The following is a 26023-nucleotide window of genomic DNA, read 5'->3' on the forward strand; positions in this document are numbered from 1 at the left end:
TTGAGGTGTTTGAACGCGTAAACCTGCCGTCAATCACCGTTACTGAGACGAAGCTCATCAATAACGCAACCAACATCATCAAAATCCACAATTAGGAATTGAGACAGCGGTTGGTCGCAAACCACAAATCCATCTGGATATATCCGGCGCCAGCAGTCCTCGGGCTGACGAAGTGCCTTTCCAGATAGCAATATGCCCGGTTCGATATCTACGTTCCAACCCACGACGGCTACCATATCGCTCACATTTTCTAAGTTCGCGAGGGCGTCGGTTAGAGGCTTGCTTCCATTCCTGCGCGAGCCAGATTTGGCCCTCAGCCTCTCGACCAGTTCATCGTGGACATCTTGAGATAGCGCAGAAGCAATAAATCCCGCGAGCGACCATGCTTTAATAATAGCTGGGGCAGCAGCCGCACGTTGCTGACGCCTCAATAGCGTCGATAGCCATCCCGATTTCAAGGTCGTCATACGGGATCAGTAGCAAGAACCCCGGACGGCAACAAATGGTCGTTTTACGCCAGTCCCCCTTCGTCGTGCCGGGCTTGACCCGGCATCCCGCTTTCCATCCCATGGGCAGTCAATGAAGAAGCGGGACCCCGATCAGGTCCGGGGTGACGGCTGATTGAGCGTTCGGTTCCGGGCGGCGCCGGTCAGCGGCGGTCGGTGATTCTGATGCCGCTGGCCAGACGGTTCTGGCCGATCTTCACCGCGTCGCCGGTGAAATTCGCAACGAAGCTGCTGGTGCGTTGCAGGCCCGGCACGAAGGAGGCGCTGTTGCCCGCGATGGAGAGGTTGCTGCTGTCCTGTTCGCGGCCCTCGGGCGCGACGGTGATGAAGGCGCTGTAATTGTCCTTGTCCCGGCCCTGCACCATCTCATTGCCGCTGATCGTGCCGCTCGCGCCGTTGGAGAGGTCGATCATATAGTTGGTCAGGCGGCCGCCGCTGTCGTCGAAGCTGTTGCCGGTGATGGTGACGCGCGGCGTGCGGGTCTTGAGATAATGGCCGCCGTCGCCCAGGTCGAAGCGCGAGCGGGTGACCGTCAGGCTGCCGTAGCGGCCCGCATAGATGCCGTGCGCGCAGGCCAGGTCGCGGTCGCAGCGGCCCAGATGGCGGAAGGTCGACCGGTCGATGCTGATGGCGTTGCCGGGCGCGTCGCCGGTCAATATGCCTTCCTCGCTGTTGCGGAACAGGCTGTTGGTGACGGTAAGGTTGCCGCTTTCGAGGCGAATGCCCGCGCCATTGCCGTCGGGCACGCGCAGATTCTGGAAGATGATGCCGTCGATCGTGCTCGACCGGCCGCGCAGCACCAGCGCGGCCTTCCGTTCGCAGGTCACGCCGTCGAGGATCACCGTGCCCGGCTGCTGCGCGCGGAGCGTGACGTCGCCGCCCTGCTGCACCGCGCATTGGGCATAGCGGCCCGGCGCGACCAGAACCGTGCCCCTGCCGTTGCCGATCGCCGCCATGGCATCGCGCAGGGTCGCATAGCCGCGCCCGCTTTCGGCCACGGTGAAGGGGGACGCGACGCCCTGCGCAAGCGCGCTCGCCGTCACGGCGGCGGACACCAGCAGGAGGGTCGAGAAGAAGCGCATATCGAAAGTCATAGAGATATGCGGGGGAGCGGCCAATGCGGAGTCATGGTTAACGAAAAGTTGTTCCGCTATGGGACAGGCCTTTCATGGCCTCCCCTCGCCCCGGTCGCGGCGTGCCGGCGGGCGGTTGCAAAGGCGGTTGGCGGCGGGCGGGTTGCGGGTTAAGCCTGTCGGGGACCATGGCTTTCGCTCCTCCCCGCCTGCCCTTCGCCCGCCTTGCCTTCGGAGGCGTCGCGCTTGCGAGCATGATGCTGGCGGGCTGTTCGGACGAGGGCAGCGGGCCGGTGACGGTGAGCGTCATCGGCACGGCCGCCGATTTCGCCAGGCCGCTCGACAATCTGCCCGATCCGGGATCGAAGCTGTTCCTGGAGGCGACGGCGCAGGGGCTGGTCGCCTTCGACGCCGGGGGGGAGATATTGCCCGCGCTCGCGCAGCGCTGGATCGTCGAGGATGACGGGCGCAGCTATATCTTCCGCCTGCGCCGCGCCGTCTGGCCCGATGGCAGCAGGGTGACGGCGAAGGATGTCGCGCGGCTGCTGACGGCGCGGATCGAGGCGTTGCGGCGGCTGGACCCCGACGGGCCGCTGGATGCGATCCGCGATGTGGTGGCGATGACCGGCGAGGTGATCGAGATCCGGCTGGCGGCGCCGCGCCCCTATGTGCTGCAGATGCTGGCCCAGCCGCAGATGGCGATCCTGTCGCGCGACGGCGGGACCGGCCCCTATCGCGGCAGGGCGCACGGCAAGGTGCTGGTGCTGACGCCGGTGGAGCGGGCGACGAACGAGTCCGGCGACGAGCTGCCGGTGCCGGCCTGGCAGACGCGCATCCTGCGCGCGGAGCGGGCGGCGCTGGCCATCGTGCGGTTCCAGCAGGGCCGGGCGGCGCTGGTGCTGGGCGGGCGCTTTTCCGACCTGCCGATGCTGGTGCCCGCCGGGGTCGACCGCGACGATGTGCGGATCGATCCGGTGCAGGGGCTGCTGGGGCTGGCGATCACCGGGCAGGGCAGGCTGCTGGACGATGACGGGGTGCGGCGCGCGATCAACATGGCGATCGACCGCAGCCAGTTGCCGGCGATGTTCCCGGTCGGCGGATGGGCCACGACCGAGCAGATCGTGCCGGGGCAGCTCGACCTGCCGGGACCGCCCGCCGCGCCGGACTGGAGCGGGCTGGCGATGGAGGATCGCTGGGCGCAGGGACAGGCGGTGATGACCCGCTGGCGCAGCGACAATGGCGATCCGCCGGTGCTGCGCGTGGCTTTGCCGCAGGGTCCGGGGGCGACCATGCTGTTCGGGCTGGTGCGGCACGATCTGGGGCAGATCGGGCTGGCGGTCGAGCGGGTCGGGATGGAGCAGGAGGCCGAGCTGCGGCTGGTCGACGAGGTCGCCGCCTATGACAGCGCGCTCTGGTATCTGGGGCGGATCGGCTGTGCGCGCAAGGTGCATTGTTCGGCCGAGGCCGAGGCCGCGTTGCAGGCGGCGAGCCTGGCCAGCAGCCTGGACGAGCGGAGGGCGCGGGTGGCGCAGGCCGAGGCGCTGATGCAGGCGCATAACGGCTTCATCGCGCTGGGCGCGCCGGTGCGCTGGTCGCTGGTGGCGCGGCGGCTGACCGGCTTCACGGCGTCGCCGCGCGCGCGGCACCCATTGAACCATCTATTCAGGAGCACCAACTAGGGCTTCTGGAGGATGATGATGGCGATTTCTCAGGACCAGTTCGACCGGATCGTGCGCGACATGCCGGGCTTCGGGCGCGACCCGGCCTCCGTGCGGCGGCGGATCGAGGCGATGGAAGCGGTGCTGGAAGGGCTGTTCGTCATTCCCGGCACCAACCGGCGCGTGGGCCTGGACAGTCTGGTCGGTCTGATCCCGGTGGTGGGCGACCTGGCGACCGCGGCCATGGGTGCGTGGATCGTGTGGGAAGCGCGCAACCTGGGCATGTCGAAATGGCAGCTGACGCGGATGGCGGCCAATGTCGGCTTCGACACGGTGATCGGCGCCATTCCCTTTGCCGGGGATGTTTTCGACTTTTTCTACAAGTCCAACACGAAGAATCTGCGGATCATCCGCAAGCATATGGACAGGCATCATCCCTCGACCGTGACTGTCGAGGGTTAATCCCCGGGCCTGCCGGCGTTCGTCGGATCGACGTCGAGGGGCAGGTCCGGCCTGCGCACCGGCGGGGTGCGGCGGGGGTTGGGGATGTGGGGTCCGGGGGTGATGCGCAGGCTGGCGTTGGTGGGCGCGCCGCCCTGATGCGCGGGGCAGCGGGCGAATTCCAGGCTCTTGTCCATGCACAGCCAGACCTCGTTCAGTCGATGGCCGGGCGTGGTGGTGACGCGCAGCATGTCGGCGCGCAGGTCCTTGTTGGCGGCGGCGAAAGCCTGTGCGAACTGGCCGGCGGTCAGCGCCTTACGGCGGGCCAGCGCCGCCATGTCGGGATAGCGGAGCGACTGGTACAAGGTGCGGGAGAGGTTGAAATACCGCTCCGGCCTGGTCGTCATGCAACTGCCATGCTTGGCCCATTCATGCTGGAGCAGTTGGGCGGAGGGCGTGTTGCAGAGATTCTGCGCGATCACGGCGCGGGGCAGCAGATCCGCCGAGCGGCAATATTGCGGCCAGTCCTTGCCCACGCCGTCGGGCCAGAGGCCGTGCAGGGTGAAGCCGAAGCGCCCGTTGCCGCCGCCGCACTGGAACGCATCGTCCGGGCCCTTCGCATCCGTGCAATATTGCGGCGACCAGGTCAGCGCCAGCGTGTAGCCGCCGATCGGCAGCAGGCGGCGCGGCTGGGCATCGCCGGGCAGGTCGGGCCGGGGGCGCGGCGGCTGCGCCGGGACGGTGCATTGGGCCGCCTGCGCCAGGGCGGGGACCGGAGCGGCCAGGGCGAGCGCCAGGAGCAGGGCCTTAGGCAAAGGCGAAATCCAGTCCGATATCGGCGGCCGGGGCCGACTGGGTGAGGCGGCCGACGCTGATATAGGTGACGCCGGTTTCCGCCTTGGCGCGGATGGTGTCGAGCGTCACGCCGCCGGAGCTTTCGGTGGGCACCCGGCCGCCCACCAGCGTGACGGCGCCGCGCAGGGTAGGCGCGTCCATATTGTCGAGCAGCAGATGGGTCGCCCCGGCGGCCAGCGCGGGTTCGATCTGGTCGACCCGGTCGACCTCCACGATGATGCGCTCGATCCCGGCGGCGACGGCGCGGCGGACCGCCTCCTCCACCGATCCGGCGACGGCGACATGATTGTCCTTGATCATCGCCGCGTCCCACAGGCCCATGCGGTGATTGGTCGCCCCGCCCATCCGGGTCGCATATTTTTCCAGCACGCGCAGGCCGGGAATGGTCTTGCGCGTATCGAGCAGGATCGCGCCGGTGCCCAGGATCGCATCGACATAGGCGCGGGTCATGGTGGCGATGCCGGTCAGGTGCTGGACGGTGTTGAGCGCGGACCGTTCGGCGGTGAGCATGGCGCGCGCGCTGCCGCGGATGCGCATGATGTCGGTGCCCGCGGCGACCCGGTCGCCATCCTGTTTCAGCAGCTCGATCTCCACATCGGGATCGAGCGCGCGGAAGAAGGCGGCGGCGATCGGCAGGCCCGCCAGCGTCACCGCGTCGCGGCTGTCCATCACCCCCTCGAAGACCTCACCGGCCGGGATCACCGCCTCGCTGGTGACGTCGCGGCCATCCGGGCCGAGATCCTCCGCCAGGGTGGAGGCGATGAAGGCGTCCAGATCGAAGCCGGGAAGATGGAAGCTCATGGCCTCAGCGCGCGCCCAGATCGCCCTGCCCCACCGTGCCGCTCGCCATTGCGAGCATGCGGTCGAGGCTTTTCTTGGCGCCCAGGCGCAGCTGCTCGTCCATCTCGATGCGCGGCTGGAGGTCGCGCAGCGCCAGATAGAGCTTTTCCATCGTGTTGAGCGCCATATAGGGGCAGATATTGCAGTTGCAGTTGCCGTCCGCGCCGGGCGCGCCGATGAAGGTCTTTTCCGGCACCGCCTTCTGCATCTGGTGGATGATATGCGGTTCGGTGGCGACGATCAGCGTGTCGCCGGGCATGGTCTTGGAAAATTCCAATATGCCGCTGGTCGAGCCGACATAATCGGCATGGTCGACGATATAGGGCGGGCATTCCGGATGCGCGGCGATCGGCGCGTCGGGATGCTGGGCCTTGAGTTTCAGCAACTCGGTTTCGCTGAACGCCTCATGCACGATGCAGACGCCCGGCCAGAGCAGCATGTCGCGGCCGAGCTTGCGCTTGAGATAGCCGCCCAGATGCTTGTCGGGCCCGAAGATGATCTTCTGGTCCTTCGGGATCTGCGCGAGGATCTTTTCCGCCGAGGAGGAGGTGACGATGATGTCGCTGAGAGCCTTCACCTCCGCCGAGCAATTGATGTAGCTCAGCGCGATATGGTCGGGATGCGCCTCGCGGAACGCCTTGAACTGCGTGGGAGGGCAGCTGTCCTCCAGGCTGCAGCCCGCGTCCATGTCGGGCAGCACCACGATCTTTTCAGGGGAGAGGATCTTCGCCGTTTCCGCCATGAAGCGCACGCCGCAGAAGGCGATGACGTCGGCGTCCGTCTCCGCCGCCTTGCGCGAGAGTTCGAGGCTGTCGCCAACGAAATCGGACAGGTCCTGGATTTCGGGCTTCTGATAATAATGGCCGAGGATGACGGCATTGCGTTCCTTGCGCAGCCGGTCGATCTCCGCGCGCAGGTCGATCCCCTGCGGAATGGTGGTCATCGCAGTCATGTGCCTCACTCCTCTCGGCCTCCATGCGCGCCCCTAGCGGGCCTGTCGCCTGTTGGCCAGTACCTCGTTGATCGGCGTGGTGACGTCCCATCTTTCGCGATTCCGATCCGCCCGTTCCGGCGGGAAGGTGACGATCACCCGCGCATCGCCATAGCCCAGCGCCCCCAGCGGCGCGCCGAGCAGCCTGCCCAGCGCCGCGCGGCCGTAATCGCGCGCCTGCGCCATGCGTTCGGGCGAGCGCGCCTCCTTCTCCGCCCGTCCCGTGGCATGGGCCGAAGTCCGGCGGCTGAGCTCCTCGCCCGCCTTTCGCGTGACGAACAGGCCGTTGGTCTGGACCAGCGTGCGGCGGCTCTCGTCGATATTGGGCCGGCCCGGCTGCACGTCGGGCGCGTTGACGATGAGCGTGCGGGTCCTTGCATCCCATTCGAGGTCGCTGGCATCGATGCCCCTCAAGTCGATGAAATAATCGACCGAGAAGGGCATCTTCACGACCTGATCCGATTTCAGCCAGCCAAAGCCGCGCACATCCTGCGCGGTGCTCTGGATCGTGCCGGACAGTTCCGACACCTTGAGGCTGGAGGCGCCTGCGAAACGCTGGGCGATGACCCTGGTCACGGCCGATCCGTCATCCTCGACGCTGACCACATAGTCGCGCTGATGGCGTTGCCAGCCGGCCAGCATCGCCGCGCCCACGGCCAGCAGGGGAACGGCAAGGCGTTTCAGCGCAACTGCCATCGTCCATCCCCCGTCGCGGCGGCGATGCCGCGCCCGTCGAGGTCGATGAGATGGGCGAGGACCGACCGGCCCGCGGCGCCGTGCAGGCGCGGATCGACGCCCTTGTACATGTCCGCGACCATGGTCGGGATTTCCGACGCGCCGTGCCGCTCCAGGAAGCGCACTATCTGCCCCTCGCGCTGCTTGCGGTGGCCCATCATGCCGCGCACCAGCCGCTGCGGATTTTCCACCGGGTCGCCATGGGCGGGGTAATAGACGGCGTCCGGCCGGTCCAGCAGCCGCTGCATCGAGGCCATATAGGCGGCCATGTCGCCATCGGGGGGCGAGACGATGCTGGTCGACCAGCCCATGACATGATCGCCGGTGAAGAGCGCGCCTTCCTCCACCAGCGCGAAGCAGAGATGGTTGGAGGTGTGGCCAGGGGTCGCGACCGCCTCCAGCGTCCAGTCCGTGCCGGAGAGCCGCTCGCCGTCCTTCAGCACCCGGTCGGGGCGGTAGGCCGCGTCGAAGGCGGCGTCGGCGCGCGGGCCGTCATCGTCCAGCGTCAGCGGCGCGCAGCCGATGACCGGCGCGCCGGTCGCGGCACTGAGCGGCGCGGCGGCCGGGCTGTGGTCGCGATGGGTGTGGGTGCACAGGATCGCCCGCACCGGACGGCCGCCGATCGCCGCCATCAGCGCGGCGATATGCGCCGGATCGTCCGGGCCGGGATCGATGACGGCCAGTTCCCGCGTGCCGACCAGATAGGTCTGCGTGCCCGTATAGGTGAAGGCCGAGGGATTGGGGGCGAGAACGCGCCCCACCAGCGGGGAAAGCTGCATGAGCGCCCCGGTCGGGAGATCGGCCGGATCGAAGGAGGTAGCCATATTCCCCATGTGCCCATTTGGGGGTGGTTTTCAAGGGCGATTCCCGATCCTATCATGGCGCCATGACGGCTTCGGGCGATCTTTGCGAAGGCTGGCGGCGGCATCTGATGCTCGACCGGCGGCGTTCGGCGCACACGGTGCGCGCCTATGTGGCGACGGCGGAGCGGCTGCTCGCCTTCCTGGAGGAGCATCGCGGCGAAGCGGCGACGGCGGCGATGCTGGCGGGCGTCGGCCAGGCCGACCTGCGCGCCTTTCTGACGGCGCGGCGGATGGACGGGATCGGCAATGCGTCGGCGGCGCGGGAATTGTCGGCGGTGCGCGGCTTCCTGAAGTTCATGGGTGGCGAGGAGGCGCGGGTGCCGCTGCTGAAAGGGCCGCGGGTGAAGCGGGGGCTGCCCCGGCCGGTGTCGCCCGACGAGGCGGTGGCGCTGGCGGAGGATATTGCCGAAACGGCGCGGGCGGAATGGATCGGCGCGCGGGACTGGGCGGTGCTGCTGCTGCTCTATGGCGCGGGGCTGCGCATCGGCGAGGCGATGGGCCTGACCGGGGCGGTGCTGCCGCTGGGCGAGACGCTGCGGGTGATGGGCAAGCGGGGCAAGACCCGGATCGTGCCGCTGTTGCCGCAGGTGCGGCAGGCATTGGAAAGCTATGTCGCGCTCTGCCCGTTCGGCATGGAGCGGGAGGCGCCGCTGTTCCGGGGGGCGCGGGGCGGGCCGCTGTCGCCAGCGCTGATCCGGCGGGCGGTGCAGGGCGCGCGCGGGCGGCTGGGGCTGGCGGAGCGGACGACGCCCCACGCGCTGCGGCACAGTTTCGCGACGCATCTGCTGGGGCGCGGCGCGGATCTGCGGTCGCTGCAGGAATTATTGGGCCATGCCAGCCTGTCCTCGACGCAAATCTACACGCAGGTGGATGCCGCGCATCTGCTGGACGTCTATCGCAACGCCCATCCGCGCGCCTAACCTCTCGGTTTCCAGGTGACGAGGCGCCAGAGATAGAAGAGCACCGCGCCGATCACGCAGGCGGTGGCGACGGGGCCGACATATTTGTCGATGTCGCGGAAATTCTGGCCGAGGAAATAGCCAGCATAGGCGAGGATGATGTTCCAGACCAGGGCGCCGCCCGCCGTCCAGAGCAGGAAGCGCACATGGCCCATGCGGAACAGCCCTGCGGGCAGCGAGATCATGGTGCGGAAGGCGGGCATGAAGCGGAACACGAAGACGACGATCTGGCCATATTTGCCGAAGATATGATCGAGCGCCTCGACATCCCTCCATTCCAGCGTCGCCCAGCGGCCGTAGCGGTCGACGATCGGCTTGAGGCGGCCGAAGCCCAGCACATGGCCGATCAGATACCAGAAATAATTGCCGACGGTGGTGCCCACCGTGCCCGCGAACAGTAGCCAGCCCATGTCCATCCGCCCCTGGCCGACGCGGATGCCGCCTATCCCCATGATGAGTTCGGAGGGGATGGGCGGAAAGACGTTTTCGATGACCATCAGGGCGAACACGCCCCAATAGCCGCCCGCGTCGATCAGGCGCAGTACCCAGTCGGTCATGATTGGGCGCTATAGCTCAGGCGGCCGCCCTCGCCGCGAGGCGAGCGTCGATCGCGTCCCAGATCATGCCGCCCGTATCGGTGCCGTTGAAGGCGTCGATCGAGACGATGCCGGTCGGGGACGTCACGTTGATTTCCGTGAGCCATTCGCCGCCGATCACGTCGATGCCCACGAACAGCAGGCCGCGCCGCTTGAGTTCCGGCCCCATGGCGGCGCAGATTTCCAGTTCCCGGTCGGTGAGTTCGGTCTTGGCCGCCGAGCCGCCCACGGCGAGGTTCGAGCGAATCTCGCCCGCGCCGGGGATGCGGTTGATCGCGCCCGCCACCTCGCCGTCGATGAGGACGATGCGCTTGTCGCCCTGCGCGACGCCGGGAATGAAGGCCTGGACCATGAAAGGCTCGACCCAGGAGGCCTTGAACAGTTCCACCAGCGCGGAGAGATTCGCGCCGGACTGCCCGACATGGAAGACGGCGTTGCCCGCATTACCGTAGAGCGGCTTCACCACGACCTCGCCATGCTGGCTGAGGAAGCTGCGCACTTCGTCGAGGTCGCGGGTGATCATCGTCGGCGGCATGAAGCGGGCATAGTCGAGCACGAACAGCTTTTCCGGCGCGTTGCGGACGGAGGCGGGGTCGTTCACCACCAGCGTCTCTTCCTGCACCCGTTCGAGCAGGTGGGTGGCGGTGATGTAGCTGAGGTCGAAGGGCGGGTCCTGCCGCATCAGCACGACGTCGACGTCGCGGCCGAGGTCGAGAAGCTCCGGCGCACCGAAGGCGAAATGGTCGCCGTCGACCTTCTGCACCTTGACCGGGCGCGCCTTCGCCAGCACGCGGCCGTCGCGATAAGTAAGGTCGGGCGCGAGATAATGATAGAGCCGATGCCCCCTCGCCTGCCCCGCCAGCATGATGTGGAAGGTCGAATCGCCCCGGATGTTGATGCCCTCCATCGGGTCCATCTGCACGGCGACGGTGAGCGGGTTGAGCTGGGTCATTGGCCTTTACATTCCCTTCCAGTGCAGGAAGGCCCTTAGCCCCCATGCCAGACGTTGGCCAGATGGCGCGGCGGGCGGCCGGGCGCAAGGAGCATCACGTCGATTCGCATGTCGTCGCCCGGCTTTGCGAGGTCGTGGAACAGGATTTCCGCCGCCGCCGCGACGCGGGACAGGCGGCGTTCGTCTATGGCGAGGTCCAGCCCGGCGCCGGTGGCCCGCGCCTTCACCTCGACGAAGGCGAGCATGCTGCCGCGCCGGGCGACCAGATCGACCTCTCCAGCAGGGGTGCGCATCCGGCGGCCGACGATCTGCCAGCCCTTCAAGCGCAGCCACCAGCCCGCGATGCGTTCGGCCTGCCGGCCGCGCTTTTCGGCTGCTGGCCGTCTCACCCCTTGAGTTCCAGCGCGCGGTCGTAAAGGGCGCGGCGGTCGAGGCCGAGCTTCTTCGCGACTTCGCCCGCCGCCTTGGAGACGGGGAGGCGTTCCATCGCTTCGAGCAGGGCGGCGTCGGCATCCTCTGCGCTGGCGGGGGGCGCCTCGCCGGGAGGGCCGACGATGACGACGATCTCGCCCTTCGGCGGGGCGTCGGCGTAGCGGGCGGACAGCTGGCTGAGCGTGCCGGTCGCCGTTTCCTCGAATGCCTTGCTGATCTCGCGGCTGACGGCGGCTTCGCGGTCGCCCAGATGACCGGCCATGGCGGCGAGGCTTTCCGAGAGGCGCGGGCCGCTTTCGTAGAAGACCAGCGTGGCGCGCAGGGCCGCGACCTCGGCAAGGGCATCGCCGCGCGCCTTCTGCTTCGACGGCAGGAAACCCATGAACAGGAAACGGTCGGTCGGCAGGCCCGAAAGCGTGAGCGCGGCGATGGCGGCGCTGGGGCCGGGCAGCGTCGTGATCCGGCGCCCCGCCGCGCGGGCGTCGCGTACCAGCTTGTAGCCCGGATCGGAGATGAGCGGCGTTCCCGCGTCGGACAGCAGCGCCACCGATTCGCCCGCCATCCGCTCGACCAGGCGCGCGCGCACCCCTTCGGCACTGTGGTCGTGATAGGGGACCATCGGCCGGTCCGACCCGGCATGGCGCAGCAAACGTGCGCTGACCCGTGTATCTTCCACGGCGACCACGTCGGCCAGCCGCAGGACTTGCGCCGCGCGGGGGGTTAGGTCTCCAAGGTTGCCGATCGGCCCTGCAACGATGTAAAGCCCTGCCTCAAGCCTAGAAGTTTCAGTTTCCATAAGGACGCCAGATGACAGAGACGGATGCCCCCCGGCAAGCGGACTTGTTCGCTTCCATGAAACGCGCCGGGCGGATTGTGTTCGCGGCCACCGCGCTGCTGGTCGCCGCCTGTCAGTCGATCGTGCCCAAGGGACCGGGTCCGGCCCAGCCCGCCGGGCCGGCCCAGACCGGGCCGGAAGTCACCGAAGGCCTGCCCACCGACACGCTGCGCCACCGCGTCGCGCTGCTGGTGCCGATGAGCGGACCCAATGCCGGGGTCGGCCAGTCGATCGCCAATGCGACCACGCTCGCCCTGCTGGATACCAAGGCCGACAAGGTGCGGATCACCACCTACGACACCGGCATCGGTGCCGCGGCGGCGGTGAACAAGGCGCTGGCGGACGGCAACAAGCTGATCCTGGGGCCGCTGCTGGCGGAGGACGCCCGGATCGTGGGACCGATCGCGGCGCGGGCCAATGTGCCGGTCATCAGCTTCTCCAACGACACCAGCGTGGCCGGGAACGGCATCTACATCATGGGCTACAATCCCAGCCAGTCGATCGAGCGGGTGGTGGAATTCGCCAGGGGCAAGGGCCTGTCGAAATTCGCCGCCCTGGTGCCCAAGGGCACCTATGGCGAGCGGTCGGGCACTTCGCTGCTGCACGCGGTCGAGGGCGCGGGCGGGACGGTCGTGTCGATGCAGACCTTCGACCGGACCCCGGCCTCGATCACGGCGGCGGTCAGGAAGTTGCAGGCGTCGTCCAGCTATGACGCGCTGCTGATCGCGGACAGCGGCCGGGTGGCGATGCAGGTCGCGCCGATCGTGCGGAAGAATGGCGGCGCGACGGCGCGGCTGCTGGGCACGGAATTGTGGAATACCGACAGCGCCATCGCCGCCAGCCCGGTGCTGCGCGGGGCCTGGTTCGCCAGCGTTTCGGACGGCCTCTACCGCCAGCTCGCGACCAAATATCGCGCGCGGTACGGCAATGCGCCGTTTCGGCTGTCGGCGCTGGGCTATGACGCGGTGCTGCTGACCGTGCGGATCGCGCGAGACTGGAAGCCGGGCACGACCTTCCCGGCGGCGCGGCTGCGCGATGCGGGCGGCTTTGCCGGGATCGACGGGGCGTTCCGCTTCGGGCGCGACGGGATTGCCGAGCGGGCGCTGGAAGTGTCCGAGATCGGCGCGGGGACGTTCACCGTCGTAGCCCCGGCACCGCGCGCCTTTGCCGAGTAAGCGGGTCAGCCCTTGATCCGTCCCGTCGGCAGGATCAGGGGCCAGTCGCCGCCGGGTTCGATACAGGCGGAAATGCCGTAGACGCTGGCGAGGCTCGCCTCCGTCAGCACATCGAGCGGCGCGCCGTCGGCGACCAGCGCGCCGCGATCCATCAGCACCAGCCGGTCGCAATAGCGCGCCGCCATGCCGAGGTCGTGCAGGACGGTGACGACAAGCGATCCGGCGCGGGCCTCGGCCTTGAGCAAGTCCATCACATCGATCTGATGTCCCGGATCGAGCGCCGCCAGCGGTTCGTCCGCGATCAGCGCGGGCGCGCCCACCGCCAGGGCGCGGGCGAGCAGGACGCGGGCGCGCTCGCCGCCGGACAGTTCGGTGGCCACCCGCCCCCTGAGGTGCAGGACGTCGGCACGGGCGAGGGCCGCATCGACCTGCGCCTCGTCCTCCGCGGACAGGCGGGACAGCGGCCCCAGATGCGGCATCCGGCCCAGCGCCACCAGCCGCTCGACCGCGAGCGGCCAGTGCAGCGTCTGGCCCTGCGGCAGATAGGCGATGCGCCGGGCGATCCCGCGCCGGGTGAATTGCCCGCTGTCGACGCCGTCGATCAGGACGGTGCCGCCGTCCCGTTTCACAAGGCCCAGCAGGGCGCGGATCAGGGTGGACTTGCCCGCGCCGTTGGGACCGATGATGCCGACCAGCCGGCCCGGCTCCAGCGCGAGGTCGATGCCGCGTACCGCCCGATAGCGGCCGAGGCGGACGGACAGGCCCTGCGTGCGGATCGTCACCATAGCCGCCGCTCCCGCATCAGGTGGATCAGAAAGACCGGAACGCCGAGCAGGGCCGTCAGCACCCCCAGCTTGAGTTCGCTGCTGGTCGGGATCAGCCGCACGCCGATGTCCGCCAGCGTCAGCAGCACCGCGCCGCCCAGCATCGAGGGTAGCAGGATCGCCGAGGGCGAGCGGTCGGTGAACGGCCGCACCAGATGCGGCACGATCAGGCCGACGAAGCCGATCGCGCCCGACACCGCCACCGCGCCGCCCACGCCGATGGCGACGCCCAGCATCATGCGCAGGCGGGCGTGGCGAAGATCGATGCCCAGCGCCTGCGCGCCATCCTCGCCCAATGTCAGCGCGTCCAGCGTCCGGCCGTCCGCGATCAGCAGCGCCGCGCCGACGGTCACGCAGGGCAGCGCGATCCAGACATGGCCATAGCTGCGGTTTTCCAGGCTTCCCATCAGCCAGCTCATGATCTCCATCGCCGCGAAGGGATTGGGCGAGAGATTGAGCGACAGGCTGATCCCCGCGCCCGCGAGCGTCGCGATGGCGATCCCGGCAAGGATCAGGGTAAGCGGGCTTTCGGCAGGCCCGGCAAGCAGGAACAGCGCGCCGATGCCGATCAGGCCGGTCGATATGGCGAGCGCGGGAAGGAGCAGCGGGTGCATCTGGGCCAGCCCGAAATAGAGCGCGCCCACGGCCCCCAGCGCCGCCGCATTGGACGCGCCCAGCACCGAGGGTTCGGCCAGCGGGTTGCGCAGATAGCCCTGCAACGCGGCGCCCGACAGGCCGAGCATGGCACCGACGATCAGGCCCAGCAGCATGCGCGGCAGGCGCAGGTCCAGGAGGATGGCGCGGGCGACATCATCGCCGCCGCCGGTGAGGACGGCGATGATGCGCGCCGGGGACAGCGGCACCGCGCCGAGGGTCAGGGAACCGAGCGCGGCGAGCGCGGCGAGGGCGACGAGCGCAGGGAGGAGCAGGGGGTGCCGGCGTGCCGTCATGGCTTGCGAACCCGTCCTGTCTCGCTAAACCCGTGCCCCGCACACATCATGCTCCTGCCAAGGCGGGAGCATGGTGGTTCAAGAAGGCGAGAACAAGCGACCCGATGCGGCATGGAAAAATCCTCACGGCCCTCTGCGCCCTCGCCCTCACCGCTGCCGCGCCAGCGCCCGCGCCGCCCCGGCATATCGTCTCGCTCAACACCTGCGCCGATCAATATGTGCTGGCGCTGGCCGATCCGGGGCAGATCGCGGCGCTCAGCCCCTATGGCCATGATCCCGAACTGTCGGCGGCGGTCGGCAAGGCGCGGGCGCATCGCACGCTCAGGCGGCCCGCCGAGGAAGTGCTGGCGATCCGGCCCGACCTGCTGATCGGCTTTCCGATGGGCGGCAGCGTGGCGGGCGCGCCGCCCGGGCAGTGGCGGACCCTGGGTCTGGCGAGCGCGGACAGCTATGCGATGATCCTGATGCAGATCCGGCAGGTGGCGGCGGCGGTCGGGCATGTCGAGCGCGGGGAGGCGCTGATCCGGGCGATGGACCGGGATCTCGCCGCCCTGCCCCGCGCCCGGCGCGGCGGCGTTGCGGCCTATTATCAGCGGCGCGGCTACATGACCGGGACCGGCACGCTGGTCGACGACCTGATGAAGCGGGTGGGCCTCGTCAACCTGGCGGGCAAGCTGGGCAAGCCGTCGCTGTCGCAGCTCTCCTTGGAAGAGATGATCGCCGCCCGGCCCGACTGGCTGATCGTCGAGAGCGGCAGCGAGAAGGTCGTCGATCAGGGGACGGAGATGCTGCACCACCCCATATTGCGCGCCATCCCCCGCATCCGCGTGCCGCAGGCGTGGACCGTGTGCGGCGGCCCCGCCTATGTCGAGGCCGCGCGCAGCATCATGGCGCAGATCAACGCTGCGCCACGCCGGTAGACGGTCAGAAGCGGACACGCACGCCGCCATAGGCCGAGCGGCCATAGGTGCCATAGCCATAGGCCGTGGCGTATCGCGCATCGGTCAGATTGTCGATGCGGCCGTAAATTTCCAGATTCCGCATGATCGGGAAGGACGCGCGGATATTGGCCAGCGCATAGCCGTCGAGCTGGACCCGCACCGGGTCGAAGGTCAGCGGATCGGCGATGATGTCGACGCTGTCCCCCACCATCGTCAGCGTCGCGCCGGTCGACAGGCCGAACGGCCAGACATAGTCCGCCGATACGCTGACCACATTGGCGGCACGGCGCGGCAGGCGCAGATCGGTGTTGCGGTCGCGCGCGTCGATATAGCTGTAGGCCGCGGTGACGGTCAGCGCCTCGACCGGCTTCAGCGTCAGCATCGCCTCCACCCCCGGGCGCGGGTGCGGTCGAGATTGCCGTAGACGAAGGTCGCATTGTCGAAGTCGATCTGGTTGCGCGTGTCGCGGCGGAAGGCGGTGACGGACAGCACCGCCCGTCCGCCGTCCAGCCGCTGGTCGAAACCGATGTCGTAGCTTTTCGACCGTTCCGGCTTCAGGGCGCGATTGCCGCTATAGGTGTCGAAGAGCTGGTAGAGGGACGGCGCCTTGAAGCCCTCCCCATAGCTGGCGCGGATATTGGTCGTGCCGTCATTGGGGGTGTAGTTGGCGTTGGCGCCGAAGGTGGTCGCGCCGCCGAACTGGCTGTGGTCGTCATGCCGCACCCCGCCCGTCACCGACAGGCCGGCAAGGGGCTTCACGACGGCGAGGAGATGGACGCTGTCGATATCGGCGCGGTGGCTTTCCTGCGAACCGAAGCCGTAAAATGCATAGTCCGGGCGTTCATGTTCATAGCCGAAGACCAGCTTGGCCTGGTCCATGGGCTGGTAGACGCCCGCATATTCGAAGCGCAGATTGGTGCCCGAATAGCCGAAGGACGGATCGGCGCCGCGCCGGGGATAATAATCGCGGTCGTTGCGCAGCCAGGTGACGGCGGCGCGGTTGGTCAGCCGGCCGTCGAACAGGGCGAGGTTGACGCCCGCATAGCCGACATACTGGTCCGTCCTGCTGACGTTCGGGCTGTCCATGGGGGCGCCGAAGAAGCTGTCATAGTCCAGGTCGGAACGGATATAATAGCCGCGCAGGTCGAGGCTCAACGTGTCGGTGAAGCCGAGCTTCAGCCGGGCATTGGCCGCGATATTGCTGAGCCCGTCCTTTTCGGTCGCGCCGAATTCGGGCGAAACCGCCGAAATGCCGTCCGTCTTCAGATAGGCGACCCCGACGCCGCCCGACGCGATGCCGCGGCTGCCCGAAATATCGGCCTTGGCATTGAGCGTGTCGGCATAGCCATAGTCGACCGAGGCATTGCCCGCGAACCCTTCCGCAGGCGTGCCGGTCATGATGTTGACCACGCCGCCGATCGCCTGGCTGCCATAGGCGACCGAGTTGGAACCGCGCAATATCTCGATCCGGCGGATATTGCCGGTCAGCAGATTGCCGAAATCATACATGTCGCCGATGCCGCTGGGATCATTCACCTTCACCCCGTCGAGCAGCACCAGCGTCTGGGTCGTTTCCGCGCCGCGCACCGATACGCCCGTGACGCCGCCCAGGCTGCCCGCGCGGTTGACGCGGATTCCGGGGGTCGTCGCCAGCAGGTCGGCGACCTCCACCGTCTGGCGGGTGCGGATGGTGTCGGCGTCGATGACGGTGACGGCCTGGCCCACCTCGTCGCGCGGCTGTTCGATGCCGAGCGCGGTGACGATGATGTCATCGCCCGCCTGCGCCAGGGCGGGGGTCGCCGCCAGCAGCGCGGCGATGGAGATGGTGGTTTTCAACATTCTGTCTGTTTCCTGAGCGCCATTGCGACTTGGCCCAGGGCTTCCGCGCGACGCGGCCGGACAGGGGAAAGGCAAGACGCCAGTGCCCTCCCCCCGCACCGGTGCGGCCCTGCGCCGCCCCCATGTCGCTCAGACGGAAGACACCGTGCCATGGCCGACCCCTGGGCCAGGGCAAGAGCGACCAGACGCCGGCAGGTCTCCTGGCTCGCGGGTCCATGCGGCGATGCACGCCTTCCCGGACCCGATCGTCCAGTGGCCGGGCCAAGCCCCCGTGCATCGCGCTCGCCGCTTACAGTTGCAGGGACAGCAGGGGATTTGCACCCCATTCCCATTTTCAGCCCTATCGAGCACCGGCGCGATCTTCTTCGCGGGCGGAATCTGTCCCCGCCCACGCCGCGCGCCATAGGGGAAAGCACCGGCCATGCCAAGGGGAGCGGAGCGGCCCCTTGCGCGGAGGCCCCGCCCGGTCTTTATGGGGCGGCTGTCAGGGAGGCCGCATGTCCGATCACTTCGCCATCACCGCCGCCGACGTGGAGGACGCCGCACGGGTCATCGCGCCTGCCGCCGTGCGCACGCCGCTCCTTGAAAATGCGGTGCTGAACGAGCGCTGCGGCCGTCGCGTGCTGGTGAAGTTTGAGGGCGCGCAGCATGGCGGATCGTTCAAGTTCCGCGGCGCCTACAACCGGCTGGCGCGGCTGGACGCGGGGCAGCGCGAGGCGGGCGTGGTCGCCTGGTCGTCGGGCAATCATGCGCAGGGGGTGGCCTTTGCCGCGCAGCTGCTGGGCATCCCCGCGACCATCGTGATGCCCGCCGACGCGCCCGCCATCAAGACCGCCAATACGCGCGCGCTGGGCGCGGAGGTGGTGGCCTATGACCGCTTGACCGAAAGCCGGGAGGAGATCGCCACGGCGCTGGCGGCCGCGCGCGGGGCGGTGCTGGTGCCCTCCTTCGACGATCCGTTCATCATGGCGGGGCAAGGGACGATCGGCCTGGAGATCCTGCAGCAGGCCGAAGAGATAGGCGTCGCGATCGGCCAGATATTGGTCAATTGCGGCGGCGGCGGCATGGTGTCGGGGATCGCCACGGCGGTGAAGGCGCGGCGCCCCGGCGTCGCCGTCCATGCGGTCGAGCCGGAAGGGTTCGACGATACGGCCCGATCGCTCAAAAGCGGCAGGCGGGAAAGCGTGTCGCCCGAAGCGCGGTCGATCTGCGACGCCCTGCTGTCGCCGTCGCCGGGCGCGCTGACCTTTCCGATCAACCAGGCGCTGCTGGCGGGCGGGCTGGTGGTCAGCGACGAGGCGGTGCGCGAGGCGATGCGTTTTGCCTTCTCCGCCCTGAAGCTGGTGGCCGAGCCGGGGGGCGCCGTGGCGCTGGCGGCAATGCTGGCCGGAAAGGCGCCGCAGGCCGAGGGGGCGAGCGTGGTCGTGATTTCGGGCAGCAACGTCGATCCCGGCAGCTATGCCCGGATCATCGCGGGTGGGGCATGATGCGGCTGCTGGGCGCGGTGCTGGCCGGGGGGCGATCCAGCCGGTTCGGCAGCGACAAGGCGCTGGCCATGTGGCGGGGGCGAACGCTGCTGGAGCATGCCGTGGCGTCGCTGGCGCCCCATGTCGAGACGGTGGTGATCTGCGGGCGTGAAGGTGGGCTGGCGGATCGGCCGGCGCCGGACATGGGGCCTTTGGGCGGGTTGAACGCCGCGCTGCACCATGCGGCGGAACAGGGTTTCGATGCCGTGCTGACCACCGGATGCGACATGCCGGTCTATCCGGTGGCGCTGGCGCAGGCGCTGCTGGGAGCAGGCCCGGCTGTGCTCAAGGGGCAGCCATTGCTGGGCTATTGGCCCGCTTCGCTCGCCCCGCTGCTCGACGCGCATCTGGCCGGGGACAATAACCGCTCCATCCTTGGCTGGCTGGAGCGGATCGGTGCGCGGTTCGTCGATCGGCCGGAATGGGTGCTGCCCAATATCAACCGGCCGGAGGATCTGGCCGGACTGATCCTCAAGCCCTGATCCTCAGGCCCTGATGGCGACGCCGGCCACCATGTCCGCCGGGACATGCGTGCCCGCGACCGCTTCGCCGATCAGCAGCAGGGTCGGGTCCTCGTCGCTGATCGTCCGCACCAGGAAAGCGAGCGCGGAGAGCTTGCCCCGGATCAGCCGCTCATGGGGCAGCGAGACATTGACCGCGACCATGACCGGCGTTTCGGGATCGCGCCCGGCGGCGATCAGATTGCGGCTGATCTCGCCCGCTGCCGCGCGGCCCATATAGATGCCGAGCGTGCTGCCCGCGCTGGCGAGCATATCCCAGTCCAGCTTCAGCGGTTCGCCAGCCTTCAGATGCGCCGTCACCAGCGTCAGGCCCCGCGCCACGCCGCGCAGGGTAAGCGACGCGCTGCCGCTCGCCGCCGCCGCGCTGGCCGTGGTGATGCCGGGGCAGATGCGGAAGGAGATGCCGTGGGCGGCCAGATGCTCCATTTCCTCCGCCGAGCGGCCGAAGACCGACGGGTCGCCGCCCTTCAGGCGCACGACACGCTTGCCCGCTTTGGCCGCAGCGAGCAACAGGTCGTTGATGCTTTCCTGTGCCTTCGAATGGCGGCCGGAGCGCTTGCCGACGCTGACCCGTTCCACGCCTTGCGGGATCAGGTCGAGCACGCCCGGCCCCACCAGCGCGTCGTAGAAGACGATCTCGGCCGCCGCGATCAGCCTTTCCGCCTTGCGGGTCAGGAGATCCGGGTCGCCGGGGCCTGCGCCGACCAGCCAGACCTGACTGGGGGCGATGAGTTCATTCGGCTGCATGGAGCGTCTCCTGCATGGCTTGGGCGAGGATATTGGCGATGGCGGGGCGGCAGGAGCCGCAATTGGTCCCGGCGCCGAGCGCCTTGCCGATGGCGGCGACATCGACCAGCTGCTGTTCGCGGACGGCGGCGACGATCTGGTTCAAACCAATGTCGAAGCAGACGCAGATGGTTGCACCCTTCTCCGGCCGGCTGCCGGGGCCGCGCGCGGCGAGGACGGAACCGCCCACCCCCTCGGCCTCGAGCTGGCGGATCAGCCAGTCGCGCGAGGGCAGCAGGCCGGTGCGTGTCATGAACAGCACGCCGTTCAATCGGCCTTCGCTGATGGTGGCGATGCGGCGGGTGCCGCGCGAGGCGTCCATGGCTTCCACCCGGTCGCCCTTCGGCAGGAAGGCGTCGAGCCGTGCCGGATCGCCATTGCCCGCAATCTCATAGAGCGCGCCGCCCGGCACGGTGATCCGCGTCGACCAGAGGCAGGGCAGCTTTACCGGCTCGTCACCACGCAGGATCAGGAAGCCCCTCCATTCGGTGGCGACCTTCTCGACGCTGGCGGGGGTAGACTTGAAGCCGGGCTGGCCCGAATGGGGATCGACCAGCGGACGGGGGAGCAGGCCGGTGCGGCCGCCGGTCGACATCTGGTCGGTCCAGTGGATCGGGGTGAAGATTTCACTGGGGCGCTGGCCGCCACTGATCGCCACGCGGAAGATGCTGTTGCCCTGCGCTGTCGAGACGCGGGCGAGATCGCGGTCGGACAGGCCCAGCCGTTCGGCGTCTTGCGGGTGGATTTCGACCAGCGGTTCCTCGCGATGGCGGGCGAGTTTCGACGAAAGCCCGGTACGGCTCATCGTGTGCCACTGGTCGCGATAGCGGCCAGTGTTGAGCGTCATCGGCCATTGCGCGAGCGGCTCCTGGATCTCTATCTGCCTGGTCAGCACCAGCCGCGCCCGGCCGTCCGGCGTCGGGAAGCGGCCTTCGGAGAAGGGCGTTTCGCCGCCCCAGCGGAACGGTTCCATGGCGTCATAGGCATCATTGCCGATGGTGGCCTGTGCCCGCAGGTTGAGCAGGCGCTGGCCGTCATTCCGATAGGCGGTGAGGCGCGCATGTTCGCGCCAGATGTCGGCGGGCCGGTCATAGGCGAAGGCGTTGCGCCAGCCCATGCGGCGGCCGACTTCCTTGACGATCCACCAGTCGGGCTTCGCCTCGCCGGGCAGGGAAAGAAAGGGGCGCTGGCGGCTGACGGTGCGGTCCGAATTGGTGACGGTGCCGTCCTTTTCGCCCCAGCCCGCGGCGGGCAGGCGGACATGGGCGTGGGCGGAGCTGTCGATGTCGGCCATGATGTCCGACACGACGAGGAAGGGCACCGCCTCCAGCGCCTCGCGCACGCGGCCCGCATCGGGCAGCGAGACGGCGGGATTGGTCGCCATGATCCACAGCGCCTTGATCCGGCCTTCATTGACGGCGCGGAACAGGTCCACGGCCTTGAGGCCCGGCCTGGTCGCCATGGCCGGCGCGGCCCAGAAGCGGCCCACCCGTTCGACATTTTCGGGGGTGAAGTCCATGTGCGCCGCCAGCGTCGAAGCCAGCCCGCCGACCTCTCGCCCTCCCATCGCATTGGGCTGGCCGGTGATCGAGAAGGGCGCCGCGCCCGGCTTGCCGATGCGGCCGGTGGCGAGGTGGACGTTGATGATCGCATTCACCTGATCGGTGCCGCGGATCGACTGGTTGATGCCCTGGCTGAATATCGTCACCGTGCGCGGGGTCGCGGCAAACAGCCTGTAGAATTGTTCCAGCAGCACGGGCGCGATGTCGCAGGTCTTTGCCGTGGTCCAGAGATCGTGGCCGGTGCGGATATGGTCCCAGAAACCTTCGGGTGCGCTGACATGATCGCCCAGGAAATCGGGGTCGGTGATCCCTTCCCGATCACACCATGCAAGAAGGCCGTTCATCAGCGCGACGTCGGTGCCGGGCTTAACCGCCAGATGCAGGTCGGCGCCTTCGCAGCTTTCGGTGCGGCGCGGGTCGATGACCACCAGCTTGGTGCCGCGCGCGGCGCGGGCGGCCTGGATGCGCTGATAGACGATGGGGTGGCACCAGGCGGTGTTGGAGCCGACCAGCACGATCAGGTCGGCTTCGTCCAGATCGTCATAGCTGGCGGGCACGACATCTTCACCGAACGCCCGGTTATGCCCGGCAACCGCGCTCGACATGCAGAGGCGCGAATTGGTGTCGATGTTCGCCGAGCCGATAAAGCCCTTCATCAGCTTGTTGGCGACATAATAATCTTCGGTCATCAGCTGGCCGGAGACGTAGAAGGCGACGCTGTCGGGACCATGACGCTCGACGGTTTCGCGGAATTTCCTGGCCACAAGGTCCAGCGCCTTGTCCCAGCTGGCGCGCTTGCTGCCGATCATGGGATGGAGCAGGCGGCCCTGAAGCCCCACCGTCTCACCCAGATGCGTGCCCTTGGAGCAGAGGCGGCCGCCATTGGCCGGGTGCGCCTCATCGCCCCTGATCGTAACCGACCGGTCCCCGGTCGGCGTGGCCGAGATGCCGCAGCCGACGCCGCAATAGGCGCAGGTAGTGCGGATGGCCTGGTTCATACCGATACCTCTTGATCCGATTGGGTAATTGGGTGGAGGTGCGTGCCGCAAGGGATGGCCAGCATGCCCCCTCCACCCCGGTCCCCGCTGAAAGTGGGGACCATATGGCTCATGCAGCCGCCTTCAGCGAAGCCGGACGGGCAATCAGGATGCGACCGCCCTCCTGTTTCACCGCGATGGTCGGCGTGCAGCCCTCGTCCGCGCCCTGCGCCTCGCCCGTCTTCAGGGCGATATTCCAGTTGTGCAGCGGGCAGGCGACGCTGTGGCCGTGGACGATGCCCTGACTGAGCGGGCCTTTCTTGTGCGGGCATTCGTTGACCAGAGCGAAGACATGGTCGTCGCCGGTGCGGAACACCGCGATTTCCTTTGCCCCGGCGATTTGCCCATCCCCGAAACGAATTGTGCGGGCGCCGCGCTGGGGAATGTCGGCCAGCGTTCCGATGTCGATCCAATCGGTCATGTCGTTCACTCCGCAGCGATGACGCCAAAGGGCATTCGGGGTTCAAGCGGCTGGTGCAGTTCTGCATTCGCGCCGGCTGCGCGTTCCGCCCAGGGATCATCCTGAGAGAAGCTCTGCGAATAGAGGAAGCGGGCGCGCAGGGCTTCACGGCCTGTCTCGTCTTCCACGATTCGGCCCTTCACATACTCCACGCCGACGCGCTCGATCCACGGCGCGGTGCGCTCCAGATAGCGCGCTTCCTCGCGGTAGAGCTGGATGAAGGCGGCGCAATAGTCGAGCGCCTCCTGCTCGGTCGAAACCTTGCACAACAGGTCGGTGGCGCGGACATGGATGCCGCCATTGCCGCCGACATGCAGTTCATAGCCTGAGTCCACGCAGACCACGCCAAAGTCCTTGATCGTCGCCTCCGCGCAATTGCGGGGGCAGCCCGACGCCGCGATCTTGAACTTGTGGGGCATCCACGATCCCCAGGTCATCCGCTCGATCTTGACGCCAAGGCCGGTCGAGTCCTGCGTGCCGAAGCGGCACCATTCCGACCCGACGCAGGTCTTCACCGTGCGCAGCGACTTGCCATAGGCATGACCCGACACCATGCCCGCGGCATTGAGGTCGGCCCAGACGGCGGGCAGGTCTTCCTTCCTGATGCCAAAAATATCGAGCCGCTGGCCGCCCGTGACCTTCACCATCGGGGCGTTATATTTCTCGACCACATCGGCGATGGCGCGCAGTTCGGTGGGGTTGGTGAGGCCGCCCCACATGCGCGGTACCACGGAATAAGTGCCATCCTTCTGGATGTTGGCGTGCATGCGCTCGTTGACGAAGCGGCTCTGCTGGTCGTCCTGATATTCGCCCGGCAGCGCGCAGAGCAGATAATAGTTGAGCGCGGGGCGGCAGGAGGAGCAACCGTCCGGCGTCGACCAGTGCAGCAGTTGCATGACTTCCGGGATCGAGCGCATATTCTGCGCCACGATCTCGCGACGGACGTCGTCATGGGTGAAGCTGGTGCATTTGCACATCGTCTTGGGGCCGGACTTGACGTCGTCGCCCAGCACGACCGCCAGCAGATTTTCGACCAGGCCGGTGCAGCTGCCGCAGCTGGCCGACGCCTTGCAGGTGGCGCGCACGGCATCGAGGCTGCCATTGCCCGCCGAAATGCAGGCGACCACCTGGCCCTTGCTGACGCCGTTGCAGCCGCAAATCTCGGCATCGTCCGAGAGCGCCGCAACGGCCGCCTTAGGGTCCAGCGCGCCTCCTCCCGAGGCGAAGGCCTGACCGAAGATCAGCAGGTCGCGAATGTCGGCGACGTCCTCGCCCTTCCGGAGAAGGTCGAAATACCAGCCGCCATCGACGGTATCGCCATAGAGCACGGCGCCGACGATCCTGTCGTCCTTGACGATGACGCGCTTGTAGACGCCGCGCGAGGCGTCACGCAGGACGATGTCCTCGCAACCCTCGCCGCCCGAAAAGTCACCGGCCGAGAAGACGTCGAGACCGGCGACCTTCAGCTTGGTGGACGTCACCGAACCCTTGTAGCCCGTATGCTGATCGGTCAGACCATCGGCGAGGCTGCGGCACATGTCCCAGAGCGGCGCGACGAGGCCGTAGACATTGCCGTCATGCTCGACGCATTCGCCGACCGCGAGGACATCGGGGTCGCTGGTCACCATATGATCGTCGACCTTGATGCCGCGATTGACCTCAAGCCCCGCTTCGCGGGCGAGAGCGGTCGAGGGACGAATGCCCACCGCCATGACCACCAGGCTGGCCGGGATTTCGCGGCCGTCCTTGAGGCGGACGCCCTCGACCCTGCCGTCGCCGTAGATCGCCTCGGTGTTGGCGCCGGTCAGGATGGTCTGGCCACGTCCTTCGAGCGCGGATTTCAGCAGCCAGCCCGCCGCTTCGTCGAGCTGCCGTTCCATCAGCGTGTCCATGAGGTGGATGACCGTGACCTTCATGCCGCGCAGGGTCAGACCATGCGCGGCTTCGAGACCAAGCAGGCCGCCGCCGATCACCACCGCGTCGCCGCCCTTTCCAGCGGCTTCCAGCATGGTGTCGACATCCTTCATGTCGCGGAAGCTGATGACGCCGGGCAGGTCCTTCCCCGGAACCGGGATGATGAAGGGGTCCGACCCGGTGGCGATCAGCAGCTTGTCATAGCCGACGGTGCGACCCGAATGGCTCGTGACGGTCTTTGCGGCGCGGTCTATGGCCGTCACCGGATCACCCGCGATCAGTTCGATATCGTTGTCCGAATACCATTCGCGGCTGTTGATGACGATATCATCGAAGCTCTTTTCCCCGGCCAGGACCGGTGAGAGCATGATGCGGTTGTAATTCACATAAGGCTCTGCGCCGAAGATGGTGACGCGATAGCGATCCTTGTCGCGCGCCAGCAGTTCCTCGACCGCGCGGCAACCGGCCATGCCGTTGCCCACGACCACCAGATGTTCCCGAACATCTTCGGACGGTACGAAGAGTGGCTCCTCGTTCGCCGTTTCCGGTCCGTTGTTCTGAAAATCCATCCCTCGACTCCAGAAAAAGAAAAAGGCCGCCATCCGGACCCCTGGGCTTTGAACCCAAAGGTCTGGATGGCGGCCTTGCCATCATATGCGCCTTGATGACCCGTCCCTGGACCACCGCAGCTATGGAAGAAGGACAACCCTGTCCTTTGCATTGCAGCATATTGGTTTGACGATTCGCGTCAA

At 67.9% G+C, this 26023-nt stretch carries 24 protein-coding genes, 1 pseudogene and 1 riboswitch; of the genes and pseudogenes, 7 read left to right on the top strand and 18 right to left on the bottom strand.

The genetic code is table 11. The features are described from left to right. Window positions 1–29: 29 nt before the first annotated feature. Both MJ601_RS18985 and MJ601_RS18990 read right to left on the bottom strand, forming a co-directional pair. Window positions 30–467 carry a hypothetical protein gene (locus tag MJ601_RS18985; protein WP_242129331.1) on the bottom strand — a complete coding sequence of 146 codons (438 nt, stop codon included), beginning with the start codon at window positions 465–467 and terminating at the stop codon, window positions 30–32. 182 nt (window positions 468–649) lie between these two features. Further along, window positions 650–1588, bottom strand: coding sequence for a right-handed parallel beta-helix repeat-containing protein (locus MJ601_RS18990; RefSeq protein ID WP_242129398.1), 939 nt, complete (start codon window positions 1586–1588; stop codon window positions 650–652). 179 nt (window positions 1589–1767) lie between these two features. Here MJ601_RS18990 and MJ601_RS18995 point away from each other — a divergent pair, with 179 nt between their 5' ends. Together MJ601_RS18995 and MJ601_RS19000 are read left to right on the top strand one after the other, a co-directional pair. Further along, complete coding sequence (locus MJ601_RS18995) at window positions 1768–3258, top strand: ABC transporter substrate-binding protein (protein ID WP_242129333.1); 1491 nt, start codon at window positions 1768–1770, stop codon at window positions 3256–3258. An 18-nt stretch (window positions 3259–3276) separates the two neighbouring features. Continuing rightward, window positions 3277–3699 carry a DUF4112 domain-containing protein gene (locus tag MJ601_RS19000; RefSeq protein WP_242129335.1) on the top strand — a complete coding sequence of 141 codons (423 nt, stop codon included), beginning with the start codon at window positions 3277–3279 and terminating at the stop codon, window positions 3697–3699. On the opposite strand, the gene MJ601_RS19005 is transcribed toward MJ601_RS19000, so the two are convergent. From MJ601_RS19005 to MJ601_RS19025, 5 genes are read right to left on the bottom strand one after another with little or no spacing between them, the layout of a single operon-like run. Beyond that, the gene (locus MJ601_RS19005) at window positions 3696–4493 is read right to left on the bottom strand and encodes a ribonuclease T2 family protein (protein ID WP_242129337.1); all 798 of its coding nucleotides are present in this window, start codon (window positions 4491–4493) and stop codon (window positions 3696–3698) included. The genes MJ601_RS19000 and MJ601_RS19005 overlap by 4 nt on opposite strands. Further along, window positions 4486–5334, bottom strand: a complete 849-nt coding sequence (nadC, locus tag MJ601_RS19010) for a carboxylating nicotinate-nucleotide diphosphorylase (RefSeq protein ID WP_242129339.1) — start codon at window positions 5332–5334, stop codon at window positions 4486–4488. The genes MJ601_RS19005 and nadC overlap by 8 nt, the downstream gene beginning before the upstream one ends. A gap of 4 nt (window positions 5335–5338) precedes the next feature. Next, a complete protein-coding gene (gene nadA / locus MJ601_RS19015; RefSeq protein WP_242129341.1) occupies window positions 5339–6325 on the bottom strand; it encodes a quinolinate synthase NadA in 987 nt (328 codons plus the stop codon). A 33-nt stretch (window positions 6326–6358) separates the two neighbouring features. Beyond that, on the bottom strand, window positions 6359–7060 hold the full coding sequence (locus MJ601_RS19020) for a DUF4230 domain-containing protein (RefSeq protein WP_242129342.1): 702 nt from the start codon (window positions 7058–7060) through the stop codon (window positions 6359–6361). Beyond that, on the bottom strand, window positions 7045–7923 hold the full coding sequence (locus MJ601_RS19025) for an MBL fold metallo-hydrolase (RefSeq protein WP_491572934.1): 879 nt from the start codon (window positions 7921–7923) through the stop codon (window positions 7045–7047). Before MJ601_RS19025 ends, MJ601_RS19020 begins: the two co-directional genes overlap by 16 nt. A gap of 62 nt (window positions 7924–7985) precedes the next feature. On the opposite strand from MJ601_RS19025, the gene MJ601_RS19030 reads away from it, so the two are divergent. Then, entirely contained in the window at window positions 7986–8882 is an 897-nt protein-coding gene (locus MJ601_RS19030; protein WP_242129400.1) for a tyrosine recombinase XerC, read from the top strand. Here MJ601_RS19030 and MJ601_RS19035 read toward each other — a convergent pair. The 4 genes from MJ601_RS19035 to rsmI are packed head-to-tail and all read right to left on the bottom strand — an operon-like array spanning window position 8879 to window position 11697. Further along, on the bottom strand, window positions 8879–9478 hold the full coding sequence (locus MJ601_RS19035) for a DedA family protein (RefSeq protein ID WP_242129346.1): 600 nt from the start codon (window positions 9476–9478) through the stop codon (window positions 8879–8881). The two genes, MJ601_RS19030 and MJ601_RS19035, sit on opposite strands and share 4 nt — an antisense overlap. 16 nt (window positions 9479–9494) lie before the next feature. Further along, window positions 9495–10469: a glutathione synthase gene (gshB, locus tag MJ601_RS19040; protein WP_242129348.1), complete on the bottom strand. Its 975-nt coding sequence runs from the start codon at window positions 10467–10469 to the stop codon at window positions 9495–9497. A gap of 35 nt (window positions 10470–10504) precedes the next feature. After that, complete coding sequence (locus MJ601_RS19045) at window positions 10505–10858, bottom strand: YraN family protein (RefSeq protein WP_242129350.1); 354 nt, start codon at window positions 10856–10858, stop codon at window positions 10505–10507. After that, entirely contained in the window at window positions 10855–11697 is an 843-nt protein-coding gene (gene rsmI / locus MJ601_RS19050) for a 16S rRNA (cytidine(1402)-2'-O)-methyltransferase (RefSeq protein WP_242129352.1), read from the bottom strand. The genes MJ601_RS19045 and rsmI overlap by 4 nt, the downstream gene beginning before the upstream one ends. Before the next feature lie 11 nt (window positions 11698–11708). Here rsmI and MJ601_RS19055 point away from each other — a divergent pair, with 11 nt between their 5' ends. Continuing rightward, the gene (locus MJ601_RS19055) at window positions 11709–12911 is read left to right on the top strand and encodes a penicillin-binding protein activator (RefSeq protein WP_491572935.1); all 1203 of its coding nucleotides are present in this window, start codon (window positions 11709–11711) and stop codon (window positions 12909–12911) included. A 5-nt stretch (window positions 12912–12916) separates the two neighbouring features. Here MJ601_RS19055 and MJ601_RS19060 read toward each other — a convergent pair whose 3' ends face one another. Together MJ601_RS19060 and MJ601_RS19065 are read right to left on the bottom strand one after the other, a co-directional pair. Beyond that, window positions 12917–13696 carry an ABC transporter ATP-binding protein gene (locus tag MJ601_RS19060; protein WP_242129353.1) on the bottom strand — a complete coding sequence of 260 codons (780 nt, stop codon included), beginning with the start codon at window positions 13694–13696 and terminating at the stop codon, window positions 12917–12919. Next, complete coding sequence (locus MJ601_RS19065) at window positions 13690–14685, bottom strand: FecCD family ABC transporter permease (RefSeq protein ID WP_242129355.1); 996 nt, start codon at window positions 14683–14685, stop codon at window positions 13690–13692. The genes MJ601_RS19060 and MJ601_RS19065 overlap by 7 nt, the downstream gene beginning before the upstream one ends. Before the next feature lie 104 nt (window positions 14686–14789). Here MJ601_RS19065 and MJ601_RS19070 point away from each other — a divergent pair, with 104 nt between their 5' ends. After that, on the top strand, window positions 14790–15605 hold the full coding sequence (locus MJ601_RS19070; RefSeq protein ID WP_242129357.1) for an ABC transporter substrate-binding protein: 816 nt from the start codon (window positions 14790–14792) through the stop codon (window positions 15603–15605). Between the two features lie 4 nt (window positions 15606–15609). On the opposite strand, the pseudogene MJ601_RS19075 reads toward MJ601_RS19070, so the two are convergent. After that, window positions 15610–17465: pseudogene (locus tag MJ601_RS19075) on the bottom strand (TonB-dependent receptor plug domain-containing protein). Between the two features lie 173 nt (window positions 17466–17638). Then, window positions 17639–17835, bottom strand: a riboswitch (cobalamin riboswitch). 127 nt (window positions 17836–17962) lie between these two features. Between MJ601_RS19075 and MJ601_RS19080 the strand changes: the two are divergent. Beyond that, window positions 17963–18952, top strand: a complete 990-nt coding sequence (locus MJ601_RS19080) for a threonine ammonia-lyase (RefSeq protein WP_242129359.1) — start codon at window positions 17963–17965, stop codon at window positions 18950–18952. Continuing rightward, window positions 18952–19473 (top strand): molybdenum cofactor guanylyltransferase, encoded by a 522-nt coding sequence (gene mobA / locus MJ601_RS19085; protein WP_242129404.1) that lies wholly within the window; start codon window positions 18952–18954, stop codon window positions 19471–19473. The genes MJ601_RS19080 and mobA overlap by 1 nt, the downstream gene beginning before the upstream one ends. A 3-nt stretch (window positions 19474–19476) precedes the next feature. Here mobA and cobA read toward each other — a convergent pair whose 3' ends face one another. From cobA to nirB, 4 genes are all read right to left on the bottom strand, one after another. Further along, the gene (gene cobA, locus MJ601_RS19090) at window positions 19477–20259 is read right to left on the bottom strand and encodes a uroporphyrinogen-III C-methyltransferase (protein WP_242129361.1); all 783 of its coding nucleotides are present in this window, start codon (window positions 20257–20259) and stop codon (window positions 19477–19479) included. Further along, window positions 20246–22858 carry a nitrate reductase gene (locus MJ601_RS19095; RefSeq protein WP_242129363.1) on the bottom strand — a complete coding sequence of 871 codons (2613 nt, stop codon included), beginning with the start codon at window positions 22856–22858 and terminating at the stop codon, window positions 20246–20248. Before MJ601_RS19095 ends, cobA begins: the two co-directional genes overlap by 14 nt. Before the next feature lie 109 nt (window positions 22859–22967). Continuing rightward, window positions 22968–23318 carry a nitrite reductase small subunit NirD gene (gene nirD, locus MJ601_RS19100; RefSeq protein WP_242129365.1) on the bottom strand — a complete coding sequence of 117 codons (351 nt, stop codon included), beginning with the start codon at window positions 23316–23318 and terminating at the stop codon, window positions 22968–22970. A 5-nt stretch (window positions 23319–23323) separates the two neighbouring features. Further along, window positions 23324–25840: a nitrite reductase large subunit NirB gene (gene nirB, locus MJ601_RS19105; RefSeq protein WP_242129367.1), complete on the bottom strand. Its 2517-nt coding sequence runs from the start codon at window positions 25838–25840 to the stop codon at window positions 23324–23326. Between the last annotated feature and the right edge of the window lie 183 nt (window positions 25841–26023).

The organism is Sphingobium trunci (assembly GCF_022664535.1).
Lineage (GTDB): Bacteria > Pseudomonadota > Alphaproteobacteria > Sphingomonadales > Sphingomonadaceae > Sphingobium.